Source organism: Arthrobacter sp. OV608, from assembly GCA_900110595.1.
Taxonomy (GTDB): domain Bacteria; phylum Actinomycetota; class Actinomycetes; order Actinomycetales; family Micrococcaceae; genus Arthrobacter.
The window spans coordinates 116434-135914 of record FOEZ01000011.1; the positions used below are offsets into that span (position 1 = coordinate 116434).

Consider the following 19481-nt stretch of genomic DNA (forward strand, 5'->3'; position numbering starts at 1 on the left):
CCCTCTTCACGACCACGGCGCGGCTCCGTCCTGCATGGACCGTCTTGCGCGCAAAACTCGGCCTGGTGAGCCAGCGCGGATGGATCTGCCTTGCGGTCCTGGCCATTTCCCTCACGCTCGCGCTTGCCCTGGGCTGGCGGGAACTCTGGGCATCAGCATGTGTTCTTGCCGTCCTGTTCATGACGGCGGTCGGCTTCGTCCTGGGCAAGGCCAGGTATGACGTTACCGTCGATCTCGCGCGCCGTCGGGTCGTCGTCGGCGAACAGGCCGTGGGGCGCCTCCTTGTTCGCAACCCGGGCAGCAGCACCATCGCTCCCGCGCAGGTCGAACTCCCCGTAGGCCGCGGCCTGGCAACATTCCAGGTGCCCCGCCTGGGCCCCGGCGAGGAGCTCGAGGAGCTGTTCACCGTCCCCACCCAGCGCCGCGCCGTCCTGCAACTGGGTCCGGTCCGGTCGGTAAAGTCAGATCCCTTGCACCTGCTGCGCCGCACCGCAGGACTCAACGACCCTGCTGAGCTTTACGTGCATCCGCGCATCGTGCAGCTCGCCAACTCCTCAACTGGGCTCCTGCGGGACCTCGAAGGCCTGGCAAGGCAGACCATCTCCAACGACGACATCTCCTTCCATGCCCTGCGCCAGTACGCGCCCGGGGATGACCGCCGACACATCCATTGGAAGTCCAGCGCCCGCACCCAGAACCTGATGGTGCGCCAGTTCGAGGAAACCCGCCGCTCACAACTGGCCATTTTGCTGGCAGCCCGGCCCGGCGAGTACGCCGACCCGGACGAATTCGAGCTCGCCGTCAGCACCGCCGGCTCCCTTGGCGTGCACGCATTGGCCGACGGGAAAGCGATCACGCTCCTCGGACCCCACCGCGCAACGGCGCGTCATACCAAGGGACAACTGCTCGATGGCCTCTCAGCCGTGGAACTCAACGACCGGGCCCGGCCACTCCAGGACCAGGCCGGGACAATCGCCGCCCACGCCCCCGGCGCGTCAATCGTCGTCCTCGTCACCGGATCACCGGTCAGCCCAGAACAGCTCAGCCGTGCCTCGTCCCGCCTGCCAGTGGCAGCGCACCGCCTTGCCATCACCGTGGACCCGAACTCCACACTCCGCCGCCGGACTTCAGGCGACCTGACGCTCCTGACAGTCCCGACCTTGGAAGATCTCGCCACCGCTCTTCGGAAGGGGATCTGATGGCTTCGGCACCATCCCGGAGCAGGGCGACAGGTGCGGCGATTGCAGCCGTCGGATTAATCCTCGCCCTTCTTCCTCTCTATCCCGTCTACGGGACCTATGACTTCTGGCTGGCCCTTGGTGGTGGAGTGCTCCTCGGCAGTCTCGTCGCCGTTGCCGGAGCATGCTGGCGTCTCGGGCCGCTCCGCACCACTGCGGCCGCCGCAGCGGTGTACTTCGCCGCAGGCGGTTTCCTCGTGATGCGTTCGGAGAGCCTCTTCGGAACGGTACCAACGCTGGACGTCCTCAGAGCGCTCGCGTTGGGCCCGATCCAGGTCTGGAAGAGCATGCTCACGGCGGCGACCCCGGTGTCGGGCATGGATTCTCTGCTGCTCGCCCCCTACCTCCTCGCGATCCTCGGCAGCGTCATCACGGGAAGCATCACACTGCGCGGGGCCCGGCCCCAGTGGGCCACCCTCCCCGTGGGCGCCCTCATGCTCGCTGCCATCACGCTCAGCACCTATACGCCCTTCGCTCCCGCCGTGGTTGGTGCCGTGCTGACAGTCGGCCTGGCAGCCTGGGCCCTCCGAAGCGGACACACCGGCGGGGCAGGCAACCTGGCCCTCGGAAACGCGCCCGGCGGCAGCCGCGCCGCGATGGCAGCGGCGACCCTCGTTGTCGCGCTCGGTGTCGGGCTCGGCGCCGGGGCGATCGCCCCGCTCCCCAACGACCGCGCAGTCCTGCGGGACGCCGTCGTCCCTCCCCTGGACGTCCACGACCTCGCGAGTCCGCTGACCTCCTTCCGGCAGTTCACCACCGGCGGAGAATCACTGAAACTCTTCACTGTTGACGGGCTCCCGCAAGGCACAGCCATCCGCCTGGCAACGTTGGACCAGTACGACGGCATCGTCTACCGGGTCGCCACCAACGGCTCAGCCGGTGCCGGCCAGTTCACCCGCATTGGACGCACCATTACCAACACCACGAAAGGCAACCCGGTTGCCTATTCGGTGACCCTCGACCAACTAACCGGCGTCTGGATGCCCGGTGCGGGCTACTTGAACTCCCTGACGCTGAACGACAGCATCCCCAGGGACCGCAGGAACGGACTCAACTACAACCCGGCCACCGGAACCGCTGTGACGGTCGGCGGCGTCGCTCAGGGAGACCAGTACACGGCCGAAGCCGTGATCCCGCAAACCCCGGACGACACTGTCCTCGCGGCCGCCCGCGTTTCTCCGGTCACACTTCCTGCACCGCAGAATGTTCCCGAAATTGTCGACACACTTGCCACGCAATTCACCGCCGGCGCCTCCACCCCCTGGGACCAGCTGAAAGCCATCGAAGCCAAACTCCATACAGCCGGGTTCTTCAGCCACGGGCTCGAAGGCGAGGCCCGGTCACGGGCCGGACACACTGCTGAGCGCATTTCCACACTGCTCGAGGGAACCCAGATGGTGGGCGATGACGAGCAGTACGCGGTAGCAATGGCGCTGATGGCTCGGCAACTTGGTATCCCGGCGCGCGTCGTGATGGGCTTCCGCCAGGACCACCCCACCTCCGCGGCCGGCACCATCACCGGAGCCGACGTGCACGCATGGGTGGAAGTGCCGTTCGAGCAGATTGGCTGGGTGAGCTTCAACCCAACACCCCCCACTGACCAGGTGCCCAAGCAGGAAGTGCCGCAGCGTCAGCAGAAGCCACAGCCGCAGGTACAGCAGCCGCCGCCCCCGGTGGTGCCGCCAGTTGAACTCCCACCGGCCCCGCCCGTCAAGGAGGCCTCCGACGGTTCCACCCCCAACGACCTTGCCGCCCTCTTGGCCGCACTGCGCTGGGCGGGGACCGGCGTCGGGATCCTTGCACTCCTGGCGGCCCCCGCGGCTCTGGCTGCCTGGGTGCGCTGGCGGCGGCGCCGTCAACGCCGGACCGCGGCGCGCGCACCGGACAGGATCAGCGGAGGCTGGTCAGAGTTGGTTGACCTGGTCGTCGACCACGGCGCCGATGTTCCTGCCGGGGCAACGCGCCGTGAGGAAGCGGCCTTGCTCGGCGAACGCTTCCCGTCAGAAGCAATCGCTCCCCTGGCCGTCCGCGCTGATCACGCCGCCTTCGGGACCGGTCAGCCCAGCGACGCTGAAATCGCCGCGTACTGGGCGGATGTTGAAACCGCAGCACGGAGGATCCGGCGCTCAGTGGGTTGGCGTCGGCGCCTGGCGGCGAGATATTTCGCTCGCTCCGCCATGCGCGACTTCGGGCCGCTGCGGGCAAAGTTCCCTATTCCCCGCATCAACAATTCGTTGAAGAAAGCAAAAAACCAATGATCGAACTGTCCTGGGGAGCACACTCGGACCGCGGTCGACGACGGCCCCTCAACGAGGATTCCTTCCTCGCCGAGCCGCCGCTGTTCTTCGTCGCCGACGGCATGGGCGGGCATGCGGCGGGCGACCGCGCCAGTGCCGCCGCTATTGAAGCCTTCGCGCAGCTTCGCACGCTTCCACTGATAGCGCTCGACGACGTCGAACGCGCCTACGCCAGTGCGGTGCGGGAAGTCGCGGGCCTGGCCACCGGTGCCGACGCTGCCGGCACGACCATCTCGGGAGTGGCGGTCACTGAGCAGGGCGGCGAGCCCTACTGGCTGGTCGTTAACATCGGAGATTCACGCACGTACCGTCTCGCCGCGGGTGTGCTCCAACAGATCAGCGTGGACCATTCCGAGGTTCAGGAACTGGTGGATCGGGGCGAAATCTCCTCCGCGGAAGCCGAGCGCCATCCACAACGAAACGTCATCACGAAGGCCGTTGGTGCCGGCTCGTATGACGAGCCCGACTACTGGTTCATTCCGGTGGCCCAAGGAGACCGCATCATGGTCTGCTCGGACGGTCTTAGCAAGGAACTGGACGCAGCCCGGTTGGCCCAGGTGCTTGGCGAAGAACAGTCTGCGCAGGCTGCCGCTACGCGGCTCGTTCACGAAGCACTGCTTCATGGCGGCCGCGACAACGTCACGGTCGTGGTCGTGGATGCGGTTCAAGCCCCCGGAGGTGACCTCGACGACACCAACCTGGATGTGCCGGACGAGGACACCATGCCACGGGTAATCAGTGTGAAGGAAAGGACCGGAGATGCGCCGATACAGTTCGGGTGATTGGTATGCACTCGTGACGAACGACGGTGTTGCGATGCTGCCCGCCAGCGTTTCACCGGAACTCGCGGAGAGTGTCTGGATCGCGCTGGGCGCCGGCGGCGGGCTTGCAGCCGTCCTCGATGGCATCGTCAGCGGTTCAGGCACGAGCCTTTCAGCTCTGCCGTCGTTCGCCGTCGTCTCCCGCACCGCGCACGGGGACGAAGTACAGGTCGCCGTTCGGGGACCCCTTGAGGTCCAGGCCGTGTCGGCGGCGGGAGACATTGTGGTCGGCGGTATGGGGGTTGCCACCTGGACCGAACGCGGCATCGAGGGAGCAGAGTCCATCACAGTCGGAATCCCGGGCGCCGACGCACCGCGCTTGCCTATGAAAGACGGCGTCGTACTCGCCAGCCAGATCGCGTTCACCTTCGGTAATCGCCTGACAACTCCCCCGCCTCCTGCAGCCCCTTCAGTGTTTGAAGTGCCGGAGACTCCCAAAAACCAGCCCGCCGACGTCGGGCAAGCGGCTGAGCCGGAATTTGAAGCCCCCGCCCCGGAGGAACCAAGTATCGAAGCACCGGCCCCGGAGGAACCAAGTATCGAAGCACCAGCCCCGCAGGCTCCGGAACCGGCGGATGAGCAGTCCGAGACACTTCAGCCGGTGCCGGAACTTCAGGACCTCAGCCCGAACGATCCCAACGCGGAAACAGAGCCGCAAGCACTCGGGGAACCCTCCGGAACCGGCGAAACGACCATCGCGCCGCCGCTCACCGTCGATCCTTCCCGGGAGGCCGCAACCTCTGAGGAGTTGCCCGCCACCGAGGACTATGACAACTTGCTCTACGGCGAGACGACGAAGAAATCGGTGGAAGGCGCCGCCATCCGTGCCGTGACCGAATCGCCAGCTGAAGCCCGTCCCATTCCGACCGCAATGATTTCGGGGCTGCCGCAGTTCGCAGCCGCCGCCCCGCCCGGACCTGCCCACCAGGACAGGCTGGGCGATCACGACGACGAGACAATCTCGACAGCCAAGCTCCAGGCTCTGTTGGGAAATTCGTCGGGACAACCAGGGACAGCCGCATCGCCCGGCCCCGTGGCTCCTGCCCTTGGCGCCCCGGCCACACTCGTGGTGTCTACGGGCGAGCGGGTCACGCTCGACCGCGGAGCCGTCGTCGGCCGGCGCCCCCAGCTCGTGCGGGTCCAGGGCGGCAATGTTCCGCGCCTTGTCACGGTTCCCAGCCCGAACCAGGACATCTCCCGCAGTCATCTCGAGCTGCGCGTCGTCGGCCAGGACGTGCTGGCCGTTGACCTGAACACCATGAACGGAACCCGGCTGCTTCGCCCCGGGACCGACCCTGTCCGTCTGCAGCCGGGGGACGCCACAATCCTGGTCGCCGGTGACACGCTGGACCTTGGTGACGGGATAGAACTTGGATTCGAGGGGCTGCGGTGAGCGCCCGCCGGCCGCCGTCCACCGCACCGGCGCTGCCGGGATTCGAGTATCTCGAGCTGCTCGGCTCGGGAGGTTTCGCGGATGTGTTCCTCTACCAGCAACAACTTCCGCGCCGCCAGGTGGCTGTCAAGGTGATGCTTTTCGACAAACTCGGGACCGACACGATCGCCGAATTCACCGACGAGGCGAACCTCATGGCCCAACTGGCCACGCACCCCTCGATTGTTTCCATTCATCAGGCCGGAATTTCCGAGGACAGCAGGCCGTACCTGGTGATGGAGTACTGCTCCAAACCAAACCTGCAGGCGCGGTACCGCCGTGAACGGCTCTCCGAAGCCGAGACACTGCGCATCGGAGTGCAGATCGCGGCGGCAGTGGAGACGGCTCACCGGGCCGGCATCCTTCACCGCGACATTAAGCCTGCGAACATCCTGGTCACCGACTACGGCAGGCCTGCGCTGACGGACTTCGGTATCGCGGCCACCACCGGATCGGGTGACGAGGCCAGCGGCATGTCGGTCCCCTGGTCTCCACCGGAATCGTTCGCCGCGCCTGCGCGGAGTGACGCGACCTCGGACGTGTACGCCCTAGCGGCCACGCTATACACCCTGCTGGCCGGGCGGTCACCGTTCGAGGTCCCGGGGGCGTCGAATACGCATGTGGACTTGATCAGCCGCATCACCACGGCCTCCGTTCCACCGATCGGCCGGCCCGACGTCTCCAGCGTTTTGGAGCAGGTCCTGCGAAAGGCGATGTCCAAGTCGCCCAGCGACCGGTACCCGTCCGCCATGGCGTTCGCGCTCGAGTTGCAAAGGACCCAGATCGGCCTGGGTATGCAAGCCACAGGGATCGACGTCGTGGAGGAAGAGCTCATCCTTGAGCAGTCCTCTGATGACGACGACGGAACCCGGATCCGCAACATTGTCTCGATCCCGGCACAGCCGTCTGTGGCGGCGAATCCTGCGAATCACGATACGGACTTGCTCGACGGAGTCACGCTGAGGCGGCCTCCGGCCGTTGCACGCCCCGCGGCCGTCGTCGCGCCGGCGGCACCGCCAGTCCCGGATACCATGCTTCGCCCCGTGTCTGTCGAACCACAGGCCGATGCCACGGCAGAACCCAGTCGGCGGCGCAAGTGGGCTGCGATAGGAATCGGTGCCGGCAGCCTGCTGGCGGGCGGGGCACTGGCCGCTGTAGTCGCCGCGTCCGGCGTGCTGAACAGCCCTAAAGCCGAGAACCGGCCCACTACGGCGGCGCCGGTCGAGATCGCCCCGGTCGGCGGCGCGGTGCCCGCCATAGCAGCGGTCACAGGCAAGGCCGAAGGGCAAAGCGTCATCTTCTCGTGGAAGAACCCGGACCCCAAGGACGGCGACAGCTATTTATGGCGCACCGTGGAACAGGGGTCATCTAGCCCGCTGGCCGGCACGAACGACCCCACCGTCACTGTTCCGGTTGCTGCCAACGGACGCACCTGTGTTGAGGTGCTCCTGCGCCGTTCATCCGGACGGACGTCCGATGAGGCCTCACTGGGGTGCGTCCCGTGAGCAGCGCCGACATGCAGATCGAGTTCTGCGGCGAATGGTATCCGGTGACACGGGAAGCGACCTACACCATCGGGCGGGACGCTGACCTGGTGGTGGATGAGAATCCCTTCCTCCACCGTCGGCTGCTCCAGGTTTCCTGGTTCGAGGGCTTTTGGGTGCTTGCAAACATCGGGTCGCGCATGGCCGTGACGGTGACTGACGGTGCGGGCCGCCTGCAGTCCTGGCTCGCCCCCGGCGGCCGTCTGCCACTCGTTTTTGCACGCACCACCGTCGTCTTCACGGCCGGTCCAACAACCTACGAATTGTCGCTGCATGCGGCGGAGCCCCCGTTTTCGTACACCGACGTCTCGTTCCATGAAGGCGCAACAACGGTTGGGTCGGTGACCCTCACCGAATCGCAGCGGGTCCTGATCGTGGCGCTGGCGGAGCAGATGCTCCGCTTTGACGGCAGCGGCCGGGGCGAGATTCCGACGAACGCGAAGGCTTCCGAGCGGCTGGGCTGGGCCCTGACCCGCTTCAACCGCAAGCTCGACAACGTGTGCGACAAGTTAGACCGCATCGGCGTTCAGGGCATGCGCGGTGACGTCAGTTCCTACGCGACAAACCGGCGCATCCGGCTCGTCGAATACGCCATCACCTCCCGGCTCGTGACCCGGGCTGATCTCGCACTTTTGGAAAAAGGGGTTCAATGAGGCTCAAAATCTCGCTGCGGCGCAGCAACGGCGTATCCGATGTCGTCGTCACCGCAGACGCAACAGCGACAGTGGGCGACGTCGCGGCCCGGCTGGCCGCCGATCCTTCCACTGCGGGTAGCCTCTCAGGGGCAGCCGATGCAGGATACTCGCTCCGGATCACCGAGCCCGGAAGTACCAACCGGATGACCGACCTCGAGCCTGGTGCGCTCATTGGAGAGTCCGGCCTGCGCTCAGGAGCCCTTGTCGAGCTTTTCCCCCTGACCAGCCAGTTCCAACCAGCGGGTTCTGACCGGGGACCGGCAGCAGCTGTCCTGCGGATTCTTTCCGGGCCAGATGCCGGGCGTGAGCAGGCGCTTCCGTTTGGCGCCAGCGTCGTGGGCCGTGACCGTGATGTCGATGTCCGGTTGGCGGATGGTCTCGTGTCCAAGCGCCACGCACGAATCAATGTCGGTGAAGCCATTGAGATCATCGACCTGAACTCCTCCAACGGCGTGGTCATTGGCGGGGCGCCGGTAGCCCGGGCCGTGGTGACATCTGCTGACGTCGTCGTGCTGGGCGACACTTCAATGTGCGTCGTTCCCCTTCAAAGCACGGCCAGCGCCCCGGGAGGAAGCGCGGTCGTCGATTTCATCCGTTCCCCGCGTATTGTTTCCCGGCACCGCGGCGAGGAATTCCCTGCCCCGGCGCCGCCTCGCACGCCGCAGCGGCAGCGATTCCCGTACCTGGCGATGATCGCCCCACTCATAGCCGGCGCCGTACTGTTTCTCTTTACCCAGCAGCTGCTGGGAGTCGTCATGATGGCCATGAGTCCACTGCTGCTGGTCGGAACCTATGTCGATAACGCACTGTCCGCCCGCCACACCTCCAAGACGGAACGAGTCCGCTTCGAAGGGGCGATGCTGCAGCTGCAGGAGCGGATGGAGCAGTCCCGGGACGCCGAGCGGCGTACCCGTACGGCCGAGCTTCCGGGGACCGGCGAGCTGCTGGACGCGGCCAGGCACCTCGGACCGCTTTTGTGGAGCGAACGCGCTGAGCACCCGACCTTCCTCGCGGTGAACCTCGGTCTGGGACGGGCAGAGTCCCGCAATACGCTCGCCTTGCCCCAGAGCAACGACACCAGACCCGAATATTGGGAACAGCTGCTGCAGCTCAAGGCCGAGTTTTCCACCGTCGACCGCGTGCCGATCGTCGCCCAGCTCCGGAGCTCTGGGGCCCTGGGCTTCGCCGGCCGCGCCAACGAACGCCAAGCGGTGGCCAGCGGGGCAGTCTTCCAAATCCTGGCCCGCCACTCCCCCGCGGAAGTTGTCGTCGCCGGCATGCTGGCCCCGGCCTCGCGCCAGGCGTGGGAATGGCTTAAGTGGATGCCACACTCTACCTCACCGCACAGCCCAATCGACGGGCCCCTGCTGGCCGACGGTCCCGCAGCCGCCTCCGCCCTGCTCTCCCAGCTCGAAGGGCTCGTCGAGGCCCGACGCGACGCGCTCTCAAGCACCGGTCTACCCGTCCGCGGACCGCTGGATCCAGACCGTGCCGAGGAACTTGGCCCGCCGACGCTCCCTGCGGTGGTGGTTGTGGTCGAACATGACGCCCCTGTCGACCGAGGACGCCTGACGCGTTTGGCCGAACGCGGCGCCGACGCGAGCGTCCACGTCATCTGGTGCGCCCCGACCGTCGACCGCCTGCCCGCCGTGTGCCGGATGTACGTGGCCCTTGACGGGACCGATTCCGGCGCCGTCGTCGGCCAGGTCCGCCTGGGTGCACGGACGATGCCGGTAGCGGCCGACCACGTCGACCCGGTCCAGTTGGAACAGGTGGCCCGGGGGCTCGCCCCGGTGGTCGACATCGGTTCGCCGGAGGACGACGATTCCGACCTTCCCAGGCAAGTCTCGTATCCCGTGCTCGCCGGCCTGGAACTGCTGGAGAGTCCCGGCCGTTTCGTGGAGCGCTGGCAGGAAAACGCCTCACTCACCGTCCGTGACGGCTCCCCCGTCCGCCGCCGGAAGGATGGCAACCTGCGCGCCCTGGTCGGTCACGCAGGCTCGGAACCCTTCTACCTTGACCTTCGGCGCGACGGTCCGCACGCCCTGGTGGGCGGCACAACCGGTTCCGGAAAATCAGAATTCCTTCAGTCATGGGTGCTCGGAATGGCCGCAGCGAACAGCCCCGACCGGCTCACCTTCCTGTTCGTGGACTACAAGGGCGGCGCTGCCTTCGCCGACTGCGTGAAGCTGCCCCACGTCGTCGGCCTGGTCACGGACCTCTCACCACACCTGGTCCGCCGTGCACTGACGTCCCTGCGGGCCGAACTTCGCTACCGGGAGCGGCTGCTCGAACGAAAGAAAAAGAAGGACCTCATCTCCCTGGAACGGACCGGGGATCCGGAATGCCCACCCAGCCTGGTCATCGTCGTTGACGAATTCGCGGCCCTCGTCCAGGAAGTGCCCGAATTCGTCGACGGGGTGGTCGATGTCGCACAACGCGGACGTTCGCTCGGGCTTCATCTGATCCTTGCAACGCAACGGCCCGCCGGCGTGATCAAGGACAACCTGAGGGCCAACACCAACCTGCGCATTGCACTGAGAATGGCGGACGCAGCAGACTCCACGGACATCCTCGACAGCACCCTGGCCGCACATTTCGACCCCGGAATCCCTGGACGCGGCGCCGCCAAAACCGGCCCCGGTCGCCTCCGTACCTTCCAAACAGGCTATCTGGGCGGCCATACAACCTCAGTAGCGCCCCCACCCCAGATCGACGTCGAGGACCTCACCTTCGGCGTTCCCACCGTGTGGGAGTCCCCGGAAGCGGCGAACTCAACGGAGGAAGCCGAACAGGGGCCCAACGACATCGCACGCCTCGTCGACACCATCACAACGGCCGCCGAGTCCGCCGGCGTGCCCCAACCCCGGCGCCCCTGGCTCGACACGCTGGCCTCCATCTACAGCCTCGGCAAGTTACCGAACCCCCGCACCGACGAACGCGTTCCCATCGGCGTGCTGGACGAGCCCGATATCCAGTCCCAACGGCCTGTTTTCTATGAACCCGACCGGGACGGCAACATGGCCATCTTCGGAACGGGAGGCTCCGGGAAGAGCACAGCACTGCGCACCATCGCGGCAGCCGCGGCCATCACCACGCGCGGCGGCACGGCGCACGTCTACTGCCTCGACTTCGGGGCCGGCGGATTGAGAATGCTCGAGGCCCTCCCCCATGTTGCCGCCGTAGTTTCCGGCGACGACGAGGAACGCGTCATTCGGGTTCTGCGGCGGCTGCGGGAAATCGTGGATGACCGCGCCGTCCGATACGCAGCAGCAGGTGCCGGCACAATCGGCGAATACCGCCAACTGGCCAACGCACCCGAAGAGCCCAGAATCTATCTACTCATCGACGGCGTCGGCGTTTTCCGTGAACAGTACGAGTTCGGCAGCGCACAGAATGCGGCATGGTTCGCCGCGTTCAACCAGATCGCCGCGGACGGACGCCAACTCGGCGTCCACATCGTGATGACGGCCGACCGCCCCAACGCTGTGCCCACCTCCATCGCGGCGACGGTCCAGCGCCGCATCGTCCTGCGGCTCGCGGCAGAGGACGAATACGCACTCCTGGGCGTCGCCAAGGACGTACTCTCCCCGGCATCGCCCCCAGGACGCGGAATCCTTGACGGTAACGAGCTGCAGTTCGCGGTTATCGGCGGACACGCCAACCTCGCCCTGCAGACACGGGAAGTGCAGCACCTGGCCGCGAGCATCGGCAGGGGCGGCAGCAAGCGCCCGGAGCCCATCGGCAAGCTCCCGGACCAGGTCGAGCTCTCAGCCCTGCCCGAACTCTACGAGCGCCGGGCAGTCATCGGCGTGGACGATATCGCACTCGGGCCGGCGGCCATCGAGCTCAGCGGCCCCTTCATGGTTTCGGGCCCGGCCGGAAGCGGCCGGTCCACCGCGCTTGCCACACTGGCCGCCGCGGTCCGCCGCAGCGGGTCGGGGATGGACACGGTGCTGCTCAGTCCCCGCCCATCGCCGCTGTCCCGACGTCGTGGGTGGACCGCCTCAGCGGACCGGCCCAGCGACGTCGCAGCGCTCTGTGCCCGGCTCATCAGCCGCCTGGAAGATACGGCCGACGGTGGACCCAGGTTGGCCCTCCTGATAGAAAGCGCCACCGAGTTCCAAGGAACCGAGGCAGAGGCCGACCTCAGCCGGCTAATCAAGCTGGCGGTCAGCACCGACCAGTTTGTGGTGGGTGAAGCCGAAGTGTCCACGTGGTCCCAGGCCTGGTCAATAACCCCGCATTTCAAGTCCGGACGCCGGGGCCTGTTGCTGATGCCCGGGGATCTGGACGGCGACCTGCTCGGCGCCCCGCTGGGACGGATCCGGCGCAGCGATTTCCCGCCCGGCCGTGGATTCCTCATCGCCAAGGGCCGTGCCTCGCGGCTTCAGGTGGCCGAGGCAGGAGCCGCGGCGGAATGGTGATTGATCCCCATCGACCCCCAGCCGGGACGCAGATAGTTTTGCTGCATCGCACGCGCAGCAAACGAATCGGAACCGATAACCGGTCCCGACCACTAAATAGAATGGAGAACGCATATGGCCATGTGGGGACTTGATGTCCAGCAGGTACGTCAGCTGAGCTCGCAGCTCAACCAGAAGGCCGAAGAGATCCAATCGATCCTCAGCACCCTGACGACTTCCCTCGACGGTACGCAGTGGCAGGGACCGGATGCTACGGCATTCCGCAACGAATGGGCCGGTGCACATTCCAGCTCCCTCCGTCAGGTGGTCCAGGCCCTGCAGGACGCCTCGCACAAAGCGGCAACCAACGCGACGCAGCAGGAGAACGCTGCACAGTCGTGACCCTCGTGAGGGGCGGTGCCATAACCGCCCCTCACCTGATATTCGGAGGTAGGAATGACCATGTACGGGGCAGACGTCGCCGAACTGCGCTCGCTCGCCGCGCAGTTCGACCGCGCGGCCGACCAGCTCGATGAGCACCGGACTTTCCTGGGAAACGCGGTCCAACACAGCCCATGGCTTGGTCCCGACGCGGAAAGGTTCCGGGGCCAATGGGACAGCGAACACAATGCCCGCGTGGCAACCGCGGCCCGTCTCCTTCGCGACACGGCCGCGACGGTGCGCCGGAACGCCGACGAACAAGAACGCGTTAGTGCGGTCGACGGCGGCGGTGCCTTGCAGGCGTCCAGGAGCGCAGGCAACATTTCCGGGCCGGCATGGAACGCCGGCGGGGTCTTTGACAGCATTCAGGAGGCTATCGACGAAGTCCGTCGAGGAGCTCTTCCGGGTGGCGTTAAACCTTGGGACCTTCTCAAGACCGCGGCGGATGGAGCGGAGTTTCTCGGACACGGCCTGCCCGTTGTTGGGCACATCGACGAAGCGATGGACATCTACTCGTTGGCCGATAAGGTCCGGAATGGCACCTTCAGCGTCTTTGACGGCGCCGATGCTGTCTCCATGGGCCTCAGGCATTTCAAGGGCGTGGGCGAACTTGGAGCGGTGGCGGTTGATGCCGCCTCCTATGCCGGCCAGCAGGCGCTGCAGGCCGATTTCTCCGACGCCGGCAGAGCAACGGTAGGCAACTACATCATGGACCATCCCCTCGATGCCCTGGGCGCCGCGGGTCAGGCCGTCCTCACGGTCGGCCAGGACTTCGTCCTGCCCGAGCTGCAGAAATCGGACTTCAAGCTCCTTGCTTTCGGAGCAAACGCAGTCTCGTTCGATATTCAGGAGGCCATGAAGGCGGACTTCTCCGAAGAGGGCCGCACGATGGTGAGCGATTACGTCGTTCAGCATCCCGTCGAGACGCTGCAGACAGTCGGCGAGTCCGTTCTGACCGTCGGCAAGAACGCCCTGACGTGGTGGAACTAGAGGGAGCGAACAGACCCATGCAAAAGGAGATGAAGTGAGCAAACAAGTCCTGCTTAGCGATGACGAAGTTGTGGCTGCCGCAGTGCAATTGGGGAAGGAGTGGAAGGCGTCCCTACCCACTGTTCGTGTTGAGGACCCGGCCGATCTTCTGGGGGCAGCTGCCAGGGGAAACCGCAGCCTGTACCTCCGCGGGCTGCTGACCGGGGCTGGAAACGCCGAGCTGGCGCCGGAAGTCGCCGCCCTGGTCTCCAGAGCCGCGGGAACGCCACCAGAGCATCTTGGCTACGCCGCACGGGCTGCGGAGCCTGGGGTGGTCGCCGGTCTGCGGTTCTGCATCTTTGGGTCCCCCCAAGGCAATAAAGTGCTGGTCGTCACCCTGCCGAACGGCATCAACGAAATCAGCGAAGTCGAACCCGCCCAGGCGAGCGAATTCGTGACCGCGTTTGCCTCCGCCCCGCTAAGCGCGGGCGATGAGGATAAAGCCACAGTACTCCTGGCACCCGGTTACGCGGACTCAGCCACTTTCGCAATCGTCACCGCCCAGGGAACTAAGACCGGCACAGTTAGCCTCTCAACTCCTGATTTCGCCTCCGGTCGACACACCGACGGTCTCCCACCGGCGCTCGTACCCCAAGCCTGAAGAAGGAAGCAAAACCGCCCATGGGCAAGCCACACAAATACGCCTGGAACGGCGTCGACATTGAAACTTCCTTGTCGATCGAACAGGTAGCCAATATGGCCCAGCGCGCCGCTCAGGAAAGCACAGGCGATCTGCTCAAAGGCAAACAGCGGGTCGTCTCCACACGATCCAGCGACCGTCAGATCGAATTCAGAATCAACGACTACCTGATCTCCTTCAACAAACTCATGGTGTTCTTCCTGGACTTCGAGGAACGAGCCGGAGTCACCTTCGCCACCACCCGCATCGAGTGGTACATGACCAACCAGCAGACAGTTGGGGGCTTCATCCCCGTATCAACCAAGCGGATGGTCGCGCACCACACCTACCTGCAGTTCGCCCGCAACCTCGGCGACCAGGTCCGTGCCGCGGATCCGTCCGCCCGCGTCTGCATCAGAGAGGGAGTCGAAGTCGCAGGTGCTGAAACTTCCGGGACCGGAGCGGAAGCGCCGCCGGCACCGGCCGCCCCCATGCAGACTTTTGTACCGCCGCCCCCACCGCCACCGGCCCCCGAAAACCTCCGCCCGGCAGAGCCGCCCCGCGCTCCGTCATATTCCCCCTCAATCCAGACAGCAGCGGCATCGTCGTCCCTGCACCCGGCAACCGTGCATGCGGCGCCCGCGACGTCGCTTGGGATGGTCACCGCAGTCCCCGGCTACAGCCGTCCGGCGGACTCCATGGCTGCCACCCCCGCTGTCGTGGCGACGTCAGAACCGCAGCCCATGGACTTCCAGGACCTTCACGAAGACGAAGACCTCGACGCAACAAGGCGGGCCGGGACCGGCACGACCTTGCGCTGGACCATGGAACTACCGGACGGACGGAAAGTCGACATTAGTGAAGTTGTCGTCGTGGGGCGCAACCCATTGCCCCCCGCAGACGCGCCGGGAGCCACAGCAATCAGCCTGACGGACACCACAAAGTCCGTATCCAAAACACATGCGATGCTTCAAGTCCGTGACGGACTGGTCTGGATCACCGACCTGCACTCCACAAACGGCACAACATTGACAAATCCCGCCGGCGAAACGATTACCGGCACGGCAGGGAACCGAATACCGGCTGGCGACGGCTGGCGCGTAGCCTTCGGCGAATTTGCCGTAAAGCTGAGGGGGAAGTAGGCGTGTACTGGAGCATCTACGACGTCCTGATGCTGGTGTCAGGACTCATCACCCTCGTCATCGTCATCGCACCGGTCGAGGGGATCGCTCCCCGTACTCGCTTTACTGCCGGCGCCATTGGCGGTGGACTCGTGTTCCTGTCGCTGCTCCTGGCAAGCATCCCCGCCTTCCGCTATCCGGGCGTCGTCATGGTCGCACCTGTCATCGCCCTCCTGAGCGTCGTCGCCGTGATGGGCAAAGCGGTGCGCGGACAAACTTCCCTTCAAGTGGGCCAACAGGGCCACAGCATGAGCCAGTCGGAGCCAGAGGCACATACCGACCTGTCCGTCAATGGGATGCCCACTGAGTCGACCCAGAGCATCCCTACGAACCTGTCCTCGACCGAACTTATGCAACTCGCACAACGGGATCACGGCCGCTGGGCCGAGATTGCGCAGCACCCCTCGGCCTACCCCGCCCTGCTGGAATGGTTGAACCAGTATGGTAGCACCGAGGTTAAGGCAGCCGTCGCCGCGCGGCGTCTGCTCGAATCACGGGATCCCACCTAGGAGTGGGCAAAGCCGGGTTCGGCGAAGTGCAGTATTTCCGCCACGCCCTGAATCCTTGACGCGTAAAAGCAGACATAAGTGTGGACACTGTACACGCGCCATTTGAGAGGACAAAAGTACACAGGCCGCCCTCTCGGGTGGTTCTTTAGGCCGCGCCCGCCGCCGTGCGTAGAGCAGGTGCGGAACAGTCATGTCGTTCCCAATCCACCGCGACATGAATAGGTGTAGGCCAACCCGGGCTTACCTGACAGAACCGGAACGAGGAAGCGCTAGAAGCCAGTCGCAGCAGGCGGAAGGCCCACCAGCCAGGGACTTGAACCCGCCACCCACACATCTGACCAGGCCACGCGGCGGCCCGGCCACAGCCTGCACACCAACCCGTCAGAGCGACGCGAATCAAGCTTTGTACACACGTTAAAGCAAATTCACCTCTGACGAGGCAAAACGTCGTGCCCGAGGTGGGACTCGAACTGCATTCGGCGCCTTGCTAACGCTGGGAACTCCCGAAAACATGCGGAATCCGAAGCAGTGCGAGGGCTATACGACCCGATTTGATGCCCTATATGTGGACATTGTCCACACACCATTTCCCAACCACGAGACGCCATAAAGAGCCTGATCTACCTTCGCGTCCTGGTCAGCTTCCGGGACCTTATGGTCCCTGCCGCCTCCATTCAGGCGTCCCTTGAACGGGCCGGCCCCGCCTCACAGGATGACGCGTCCGGAAATGGCCCAACCGCAACCCGAACCGTTAGCTAGCGCCTGATGAGATGTTTGCCAATCAACCCGCCGCTGACTTCAAGTGAGACATCACCGGCGGTGACCCCGACGATGAGATCAAATGCCGCATCGGTGCTGAAGTCATGCCGGTGACCGTTGATCCAGAGCATCAAAACCATCAGTGTCCACGCTGTGCGTTTGTTGCCGTCGATCAGCGGCTGGAAGCGCGCCACTGACTCCATCAAGGCCGCCGCCTTCATCGCCAACTGCGGATAGGCTTCCACACCCATGACTATCGTTGCCGGACGGGCCAGAGCCGCGGCCAGCAGACCGATATCCCGGATATGGAACCCGTACCGGTCAACGACCTGCAACGCGTCTTCAATCTCGAGGTACTCGGTCACGCATCCTCAAGGCGCGTCAAAAGCTCGGCGTCATGGCTCATCACGAACTCCAGACCCTCACCGATCTCGCGAGTGCGCCGGTGACGCTGGAGCACCAACTCCGCACCCTGCAGCAGCAAAGCCGACTTCGAGGTATGTTCCTCGGCGGCAAGTTGGTCCAGACGACGATCGAGATCTTCCGGGACACGCAGATTCATAGCCATGCACCAATGGTACCGAACCAGTACCATCCGGCGTTTAGGGTAACTCGTTGCATCTCTTCGCGGCGTGGCCGCCCCGGTTTGCCTGGGCGGGCTAACTGGCTGGTGCCACAACGTCCTCCAGCACTGACCTGTCGAAAAAACGGATCTCCCCCGTTGCCTCGAAGAACACAGGAACTACTGATGTGCTCAGGTCTTTGGACGTTTCGTAGATTTCAGCCGCACTCCCGTGCTTCCTCGCGATTGTTCCAACCAGCTCGGTACCGCGAACCCGGACAGTTCGAAATTTGTAGCTCATGGTGACCTCTTCGTCGGCTAGGGCAAACCCTACCCCTGGAAGTACCGAAGATGTCCACACCCCGATTTTCGCCCCCGCAGCGTTCAATCGAAGACCGAAGCCCGCAACGACGGGATGCGGTTCTTCTTTGCCTTGACAGATTCGGCTCACACCTCCATAGACATTTGGGTACTAAAATCCGCTGACGACCCACCTTTGTGGAACGACGCTCACGCCGATCCACTTATCGCGCCGAGTGTTCCGAACCGAGCCGGCCTTATCGTGCTAAATCATGCCGTCCGACAACTTGATGTCGATGGACAAGCAGAAGTACGAACTGCTTGTCATTCTGATACGTCCCATGATCGCTGGGCGGGTCCTCCGCGCAACCAGGGCGCTACCGCGCCGACCCCGAACCGAAAACTTCATCATCAGAACGGTGAAGCATCGGCTCGAGCTGAAGTTTTCGCCCCGGCGCCGGTTCCCCAAGTTGCACTCCGGCCCCTCAACCCAGCGGATGGTCCCCTACCAGAACGACGCCCGCAACCAACAACCGCAGACGCCACAACAACACGAGGGTGAAGGGAAACACGGGAACATGGAAAAGCTCACGATCACCACACCATCAGATGTCCTCAGCTTCATCGGACACACCCTGGGCTTCTGGCCACAGGAAAGCCTGGTCTGCATCACCCTGAACGAGAACAGCATCGGCGCCACCCTCCGCATCGACCTCCCCCGCCAACCCGGGCAGGAACTCCCCTACGCACGCACCGTCGCCCACTACCTCACCAGCGACACCACCGCCACATCAATAATCTTTGCCATCTACACCAGCGAAATCCCTCAGCCCGGACAGGCCAGACCGCATGCCGGCACCATCGCGGCGCTCACCGGGGTCCTCGCCGCACAAGGCATCACCATCCGGGACGGACTCTTCGTCGGAGACGAAACCTTCTCCCCCTATGACGGCGAACCAGGCACCAGCCTCGCCCTGCCCGTCAACTCCACCCAAACCAGCGCAATCAACGCCGAATTCATCTACCGCGGCAGCTACATCGAACCCACCGACCGGATCACCCTCCCCAGCACCAACCAGGAAGCAGCCAAAGCGGCCGCCGTCGAACACCACATGAACACAATCGCCTCCCAACCAGCCAACGATGCGCTGCAGCAAGGCCGGAAACTCTGGGCAGACATGCTCGACTCCAACACTTTCCCCAGCGACGCTGACTGCCACGTCCTGATCGCGAACCTGCAGTTCCCTGCGATCCGGGACCGGCTCATCGCAGACATCCCAGGTGTCGACGAACCCATGCAGCAGATCCTGTTCGCTCAAACCGAAGCCGCCCCGAAGTGGTCCCGCATCGAATGGGCACAACAACTGCTTCTGCACGCCTACCCCCGCACCAGCGCAGAACACGCAGCACCCGTCCTGACAGCCATCGGCTACATCAACTGGTGGGAAGGCAGAGGAAGCCAAGCACACCAATTCCTCCAACTCGCCCTCGACACCGACCCCGCCTACCGACTCGCCCGCCTCAGCGACCAAATGATCGGCTCCGGCCTCGTCGCAGGCTGGAACATGAACAAAGACACCGCCTACAAATCACTCCCCTTCGACCTCCCGTGAGTCACTGGGACTGTCCGATTTTCGGTGGATCTAGG

Annotated in this window: 16 protein-coding genes; 13 read left to right on the plus strand and 3 right to left on the minus strand. The window is 64.8% G+C overall.

Going from position 1 to position 19481, the window contains the following annotated elements:
- The first annotated feature begins 65 nt into the window (after positions 1-65).
- From BMX78_RS15075 to BMX78_RS15130, 12 genes are all read left to right on the plus strand, one after another.
- The gene (locus BMX78_RS15075; RefSeq protein ID WP_170850837.1) at positions 66-1199 is read left to right on the plus strand and encodes a DUF58 domain-containing protein; all 1134 of its coding nucleotides are present in this window, start codon (positions 66-68) and stop codon (positions 1197-1199) included.
- Complete coding sequence (locus BMX78_RS15080) at positions 1199-3496, plus strand: transglutaminase TgpA family protein (protein ID WP_091420769.1); 2298 nt, start codon at positions 1199-1201, stop codon at positions 3494-3496. Before BMX78_RS15075 ends, BMX78_RS15080 begins: the two co-directional genes overlap by 1 nt.
- Positions 3493-4317 carry a PP2C family protein-serine/threonine phosphatase gene (locus tag BMX78_RS15085; protein WP_091420771.1) on the plus strand — a complete coding sequence of 275 codons (825 nt, stop codon included), beginning with the start codon at positions 3493-3495 and terminating at the stop codon, positions 4315-4317. Before BMX78_RS15080 ends, BMX78_RS15085 begins: the two co-directional genes overlap by 4 nt.
- A 13-nt stretch (positions 4318-4330) precedes the next feature.
- Complete coding sequence (locus BMX78_RS15090; RefSeq protein ID WP_211482582.1) at positions 4331-5749, plus strand: FHA domain-containing protein; 1419 nt, start codon at positions 4331-4333, stop codon at positions 5747-5749.
- Complete coding sequence (locus tag BMX78_RS15095; protein ID WP_091420776.1) at positions 5746-7293, plus strand: serine/threonine-protein kinase; 1548 nt, start codon at positions 5746-5748, stop codon at positions 7291-7293. The genes BMX78_RS15090 and BMX78_RS15095 overlap by 4 nt, the downstream gene beginning before the upstream one ends.
- 11 nt (positions 7294-7304) lie before the next feature.
- Positions 7305-7985: a hypothetical protein gene (locus BMX78_RS15100; RefSeq protein ID WP_091420849.1), complete on the plus strand. Its 681-nt coding sequence runs from the start codon at positions 7305-7307 to the stop codon at positions 7983-7985.
- Complete coding sequence (locus BMX78_RS15105; RefSeq protein ID WP_091420779.1) at positions 7982-12454, plus strand: type VII secretion EssC family protein; 4473 nt, start codon at positions 7982-7984, stop codon at positions 12452-12454. The genes BMX78_RS15100 and BMX78_RS15105 overlap by 4 nt, the downstream gene beginning before the upstream one ends.
- 114 nt (positions 12455-12568) lie before the next feature.
- Positions 12569-12835 (plus strand): WXG100 family type VII secretion target, encoded by a 267-nt coding sequence (locus BMX78_RS15110; RefSeq protein WP_091420782.1) that lies wholly within the window; start codon positions 12569-12571, stop codon positions 12833-12835.
- A gap of 60 nt (positions 12836-12895) precedes the next feature.
- Positions 12896-13864 (plus strand): WXG100 family type VII secretion target, encoded by a 969-nt coding sequence (locus BMX78_RS15115; protein WP_211482583.1) that lies wholly within the window; start codon positions 12896-12898, stop codon positions 13862-13864.
- A gap of 34 nt (positions 13865-13898) precedes the next feature.
- Entirely contained in the window at positions 13899-14504 is a 606-nt protein-coding gene (locus tag BMX78_RS15120; protein WP_091420797.1) for a hypothetical protein, read from the plus strand.
- 20 nt (positions 14505-14524) lie between these two features.
- Positions 14525-15664, plus strand: a complete 1140-nt coding sequence (locus BMX78_RS15125; protein ID WP_091420800.1) for an FHA domain-containing protein — start codon at positions 14525-14527, stop codon at positions 15662-15664.
- Positions 15665-15666: 2 nt separating this feature from the next.
- Positions 15667-16212, plus strand: coding sequence for a variant leucine-rich repeat-containing protein (locus BMX78_RS15130; RefSeq protein WP_091420803.1), 546 nt, complete (start codon positions 15667-15669; stop codon positions 16210-16212).
- A 755-nt stretch (positions 16213-16967) separates the two neighbouring features.
- On the opposite strand, the gene BMX78_RS15135 is transcribed toward BMX78_RS15130, so the two are convergent.
- The 3 genes from BMX78_RS15135 to BMX78_RS15145 form a co-directional block, all read right to left on the minus strand.
- Entirely contained in the window at positions 16968-17336 is a 369-nt protein-coding gene (locus BMX78_RS15135) for a type II toxin-antitoxin system death-on-curing family toxin (RefSeq protein WP_091420806.1), read from the minus strand.
- Positions 17333-17539, minus strand: coding sequence for a ribbon-helix-helix protein, CopG family (locus tag BMX78_RS15140; RefSeq protein WP_286139045.1), 207 nt, complete (start codon positions 17537-17539; stop codon positions 17333-17335). Before BMX78_RS15140 ends, BMX78_RS15135 begins: the two co-directional genes overlap by 4 nt.
- A 91-nt stretch (positions 17540-17630) precedes the next feature.
- Positions 17631-17834 carry a hypothetical protein gene (locus BMX78_RS15145; RefSeq protein WP_091420808.1) on the minus strand — a complete coding sequence of 68 codons (204 nt, stop codon included), beginning with the start codon at positions 17832-17834 and terminating at the stop codon, positions 17631-17633.
- Positions 17835-18252: 418 nt separating this feature from the next.
- Here BMX78_RS15145 and BMX78_RS15150 point away from each other — a divergent pair, with 418 nt between their 5' ends.
- Positions 18253-19446: a DUF4192 domain-containing protein gene (locus tag BMX78_RS15150; protein WP_286139046.1), complete on the plus strand. Its 1194-nt coding sequence runs from the start codon at positions 18253-18255 to the stop codon at positions 19444-19446.
- Positions 19447-19481 lie beyond the last annotated feature (35 nt).

What these genes read in the sequence shown, in the direction of transcription:
- BMX78_RS15080 (WP_091420769.1), top strand. Translation starts at nt 1,199, where the DNA reads ATGGCTTCGGCACCATCCCGGAGCAGGGCGACAGGTGCGGCGATTGCA.
- BMX78_RS15085 (WP_091420771.1), top strand. Translation starts at nt 3,493, where the DNA reads ATGATCGAACTGTCCTGGGGAGCACACTCGGACCGCGGTCGACGACGG.
- BMX78_RS15100 (WP_091420849.1), top strand. Translation starts at nt 7,305, where the DNA reads ATGCAGATCGAGTTCTGCGGCGAATGGTATCCGGTGACACGGGAAGCG.
- BMX78_RS15105 (WP_091420779.1), top strand. Translation starts at nt 7,982, where the DNA reads ATGAGGCTCAAAATCTCGCTGCGGCGCAGCAACGGCGTATCCGATGTC.
- BMX78_RS15110 (WP_091420782.1), top strand. Translation starts at nt 12,569, where the DNA reads ATGGCCATGTGGGGACTTGATGTCCAGCAGGTACGTCAGCTGAGCTCG.
- BMX78_RS15115 (WP_211482583.1), top strand. Translation starts at nt 12,896, where the DNA reads ATGTACGGGGCAGACGTCGCCGAACTGCGCTCGCTCGCCGCGCAGTTC.
- BMX78_RS15125 (WP_091420800.1), top strand. Translation starts at nt 14,525, where the DNA reads ATGGGCAAGCCACACAAATACGCCTGGAACGGCGTCGACATTGAAACT.
- BMX78_RS15140 (WP_286139045.1), bottom strand. Translation starts at nt 17,539, where the DNA reads ATGGCTATGAATCTGCGTGTCCCGGAAGATCTCGATCGTCGTCTGGAC.
- BMX78_RS15145 (WP_091420808.1), bottom strand. Translation starts at nt 17,834, where the DNA reads ATGAGCTACAAATTTCGAACTGTCCGGGTTCGCGGTACCGAGCTGGTT.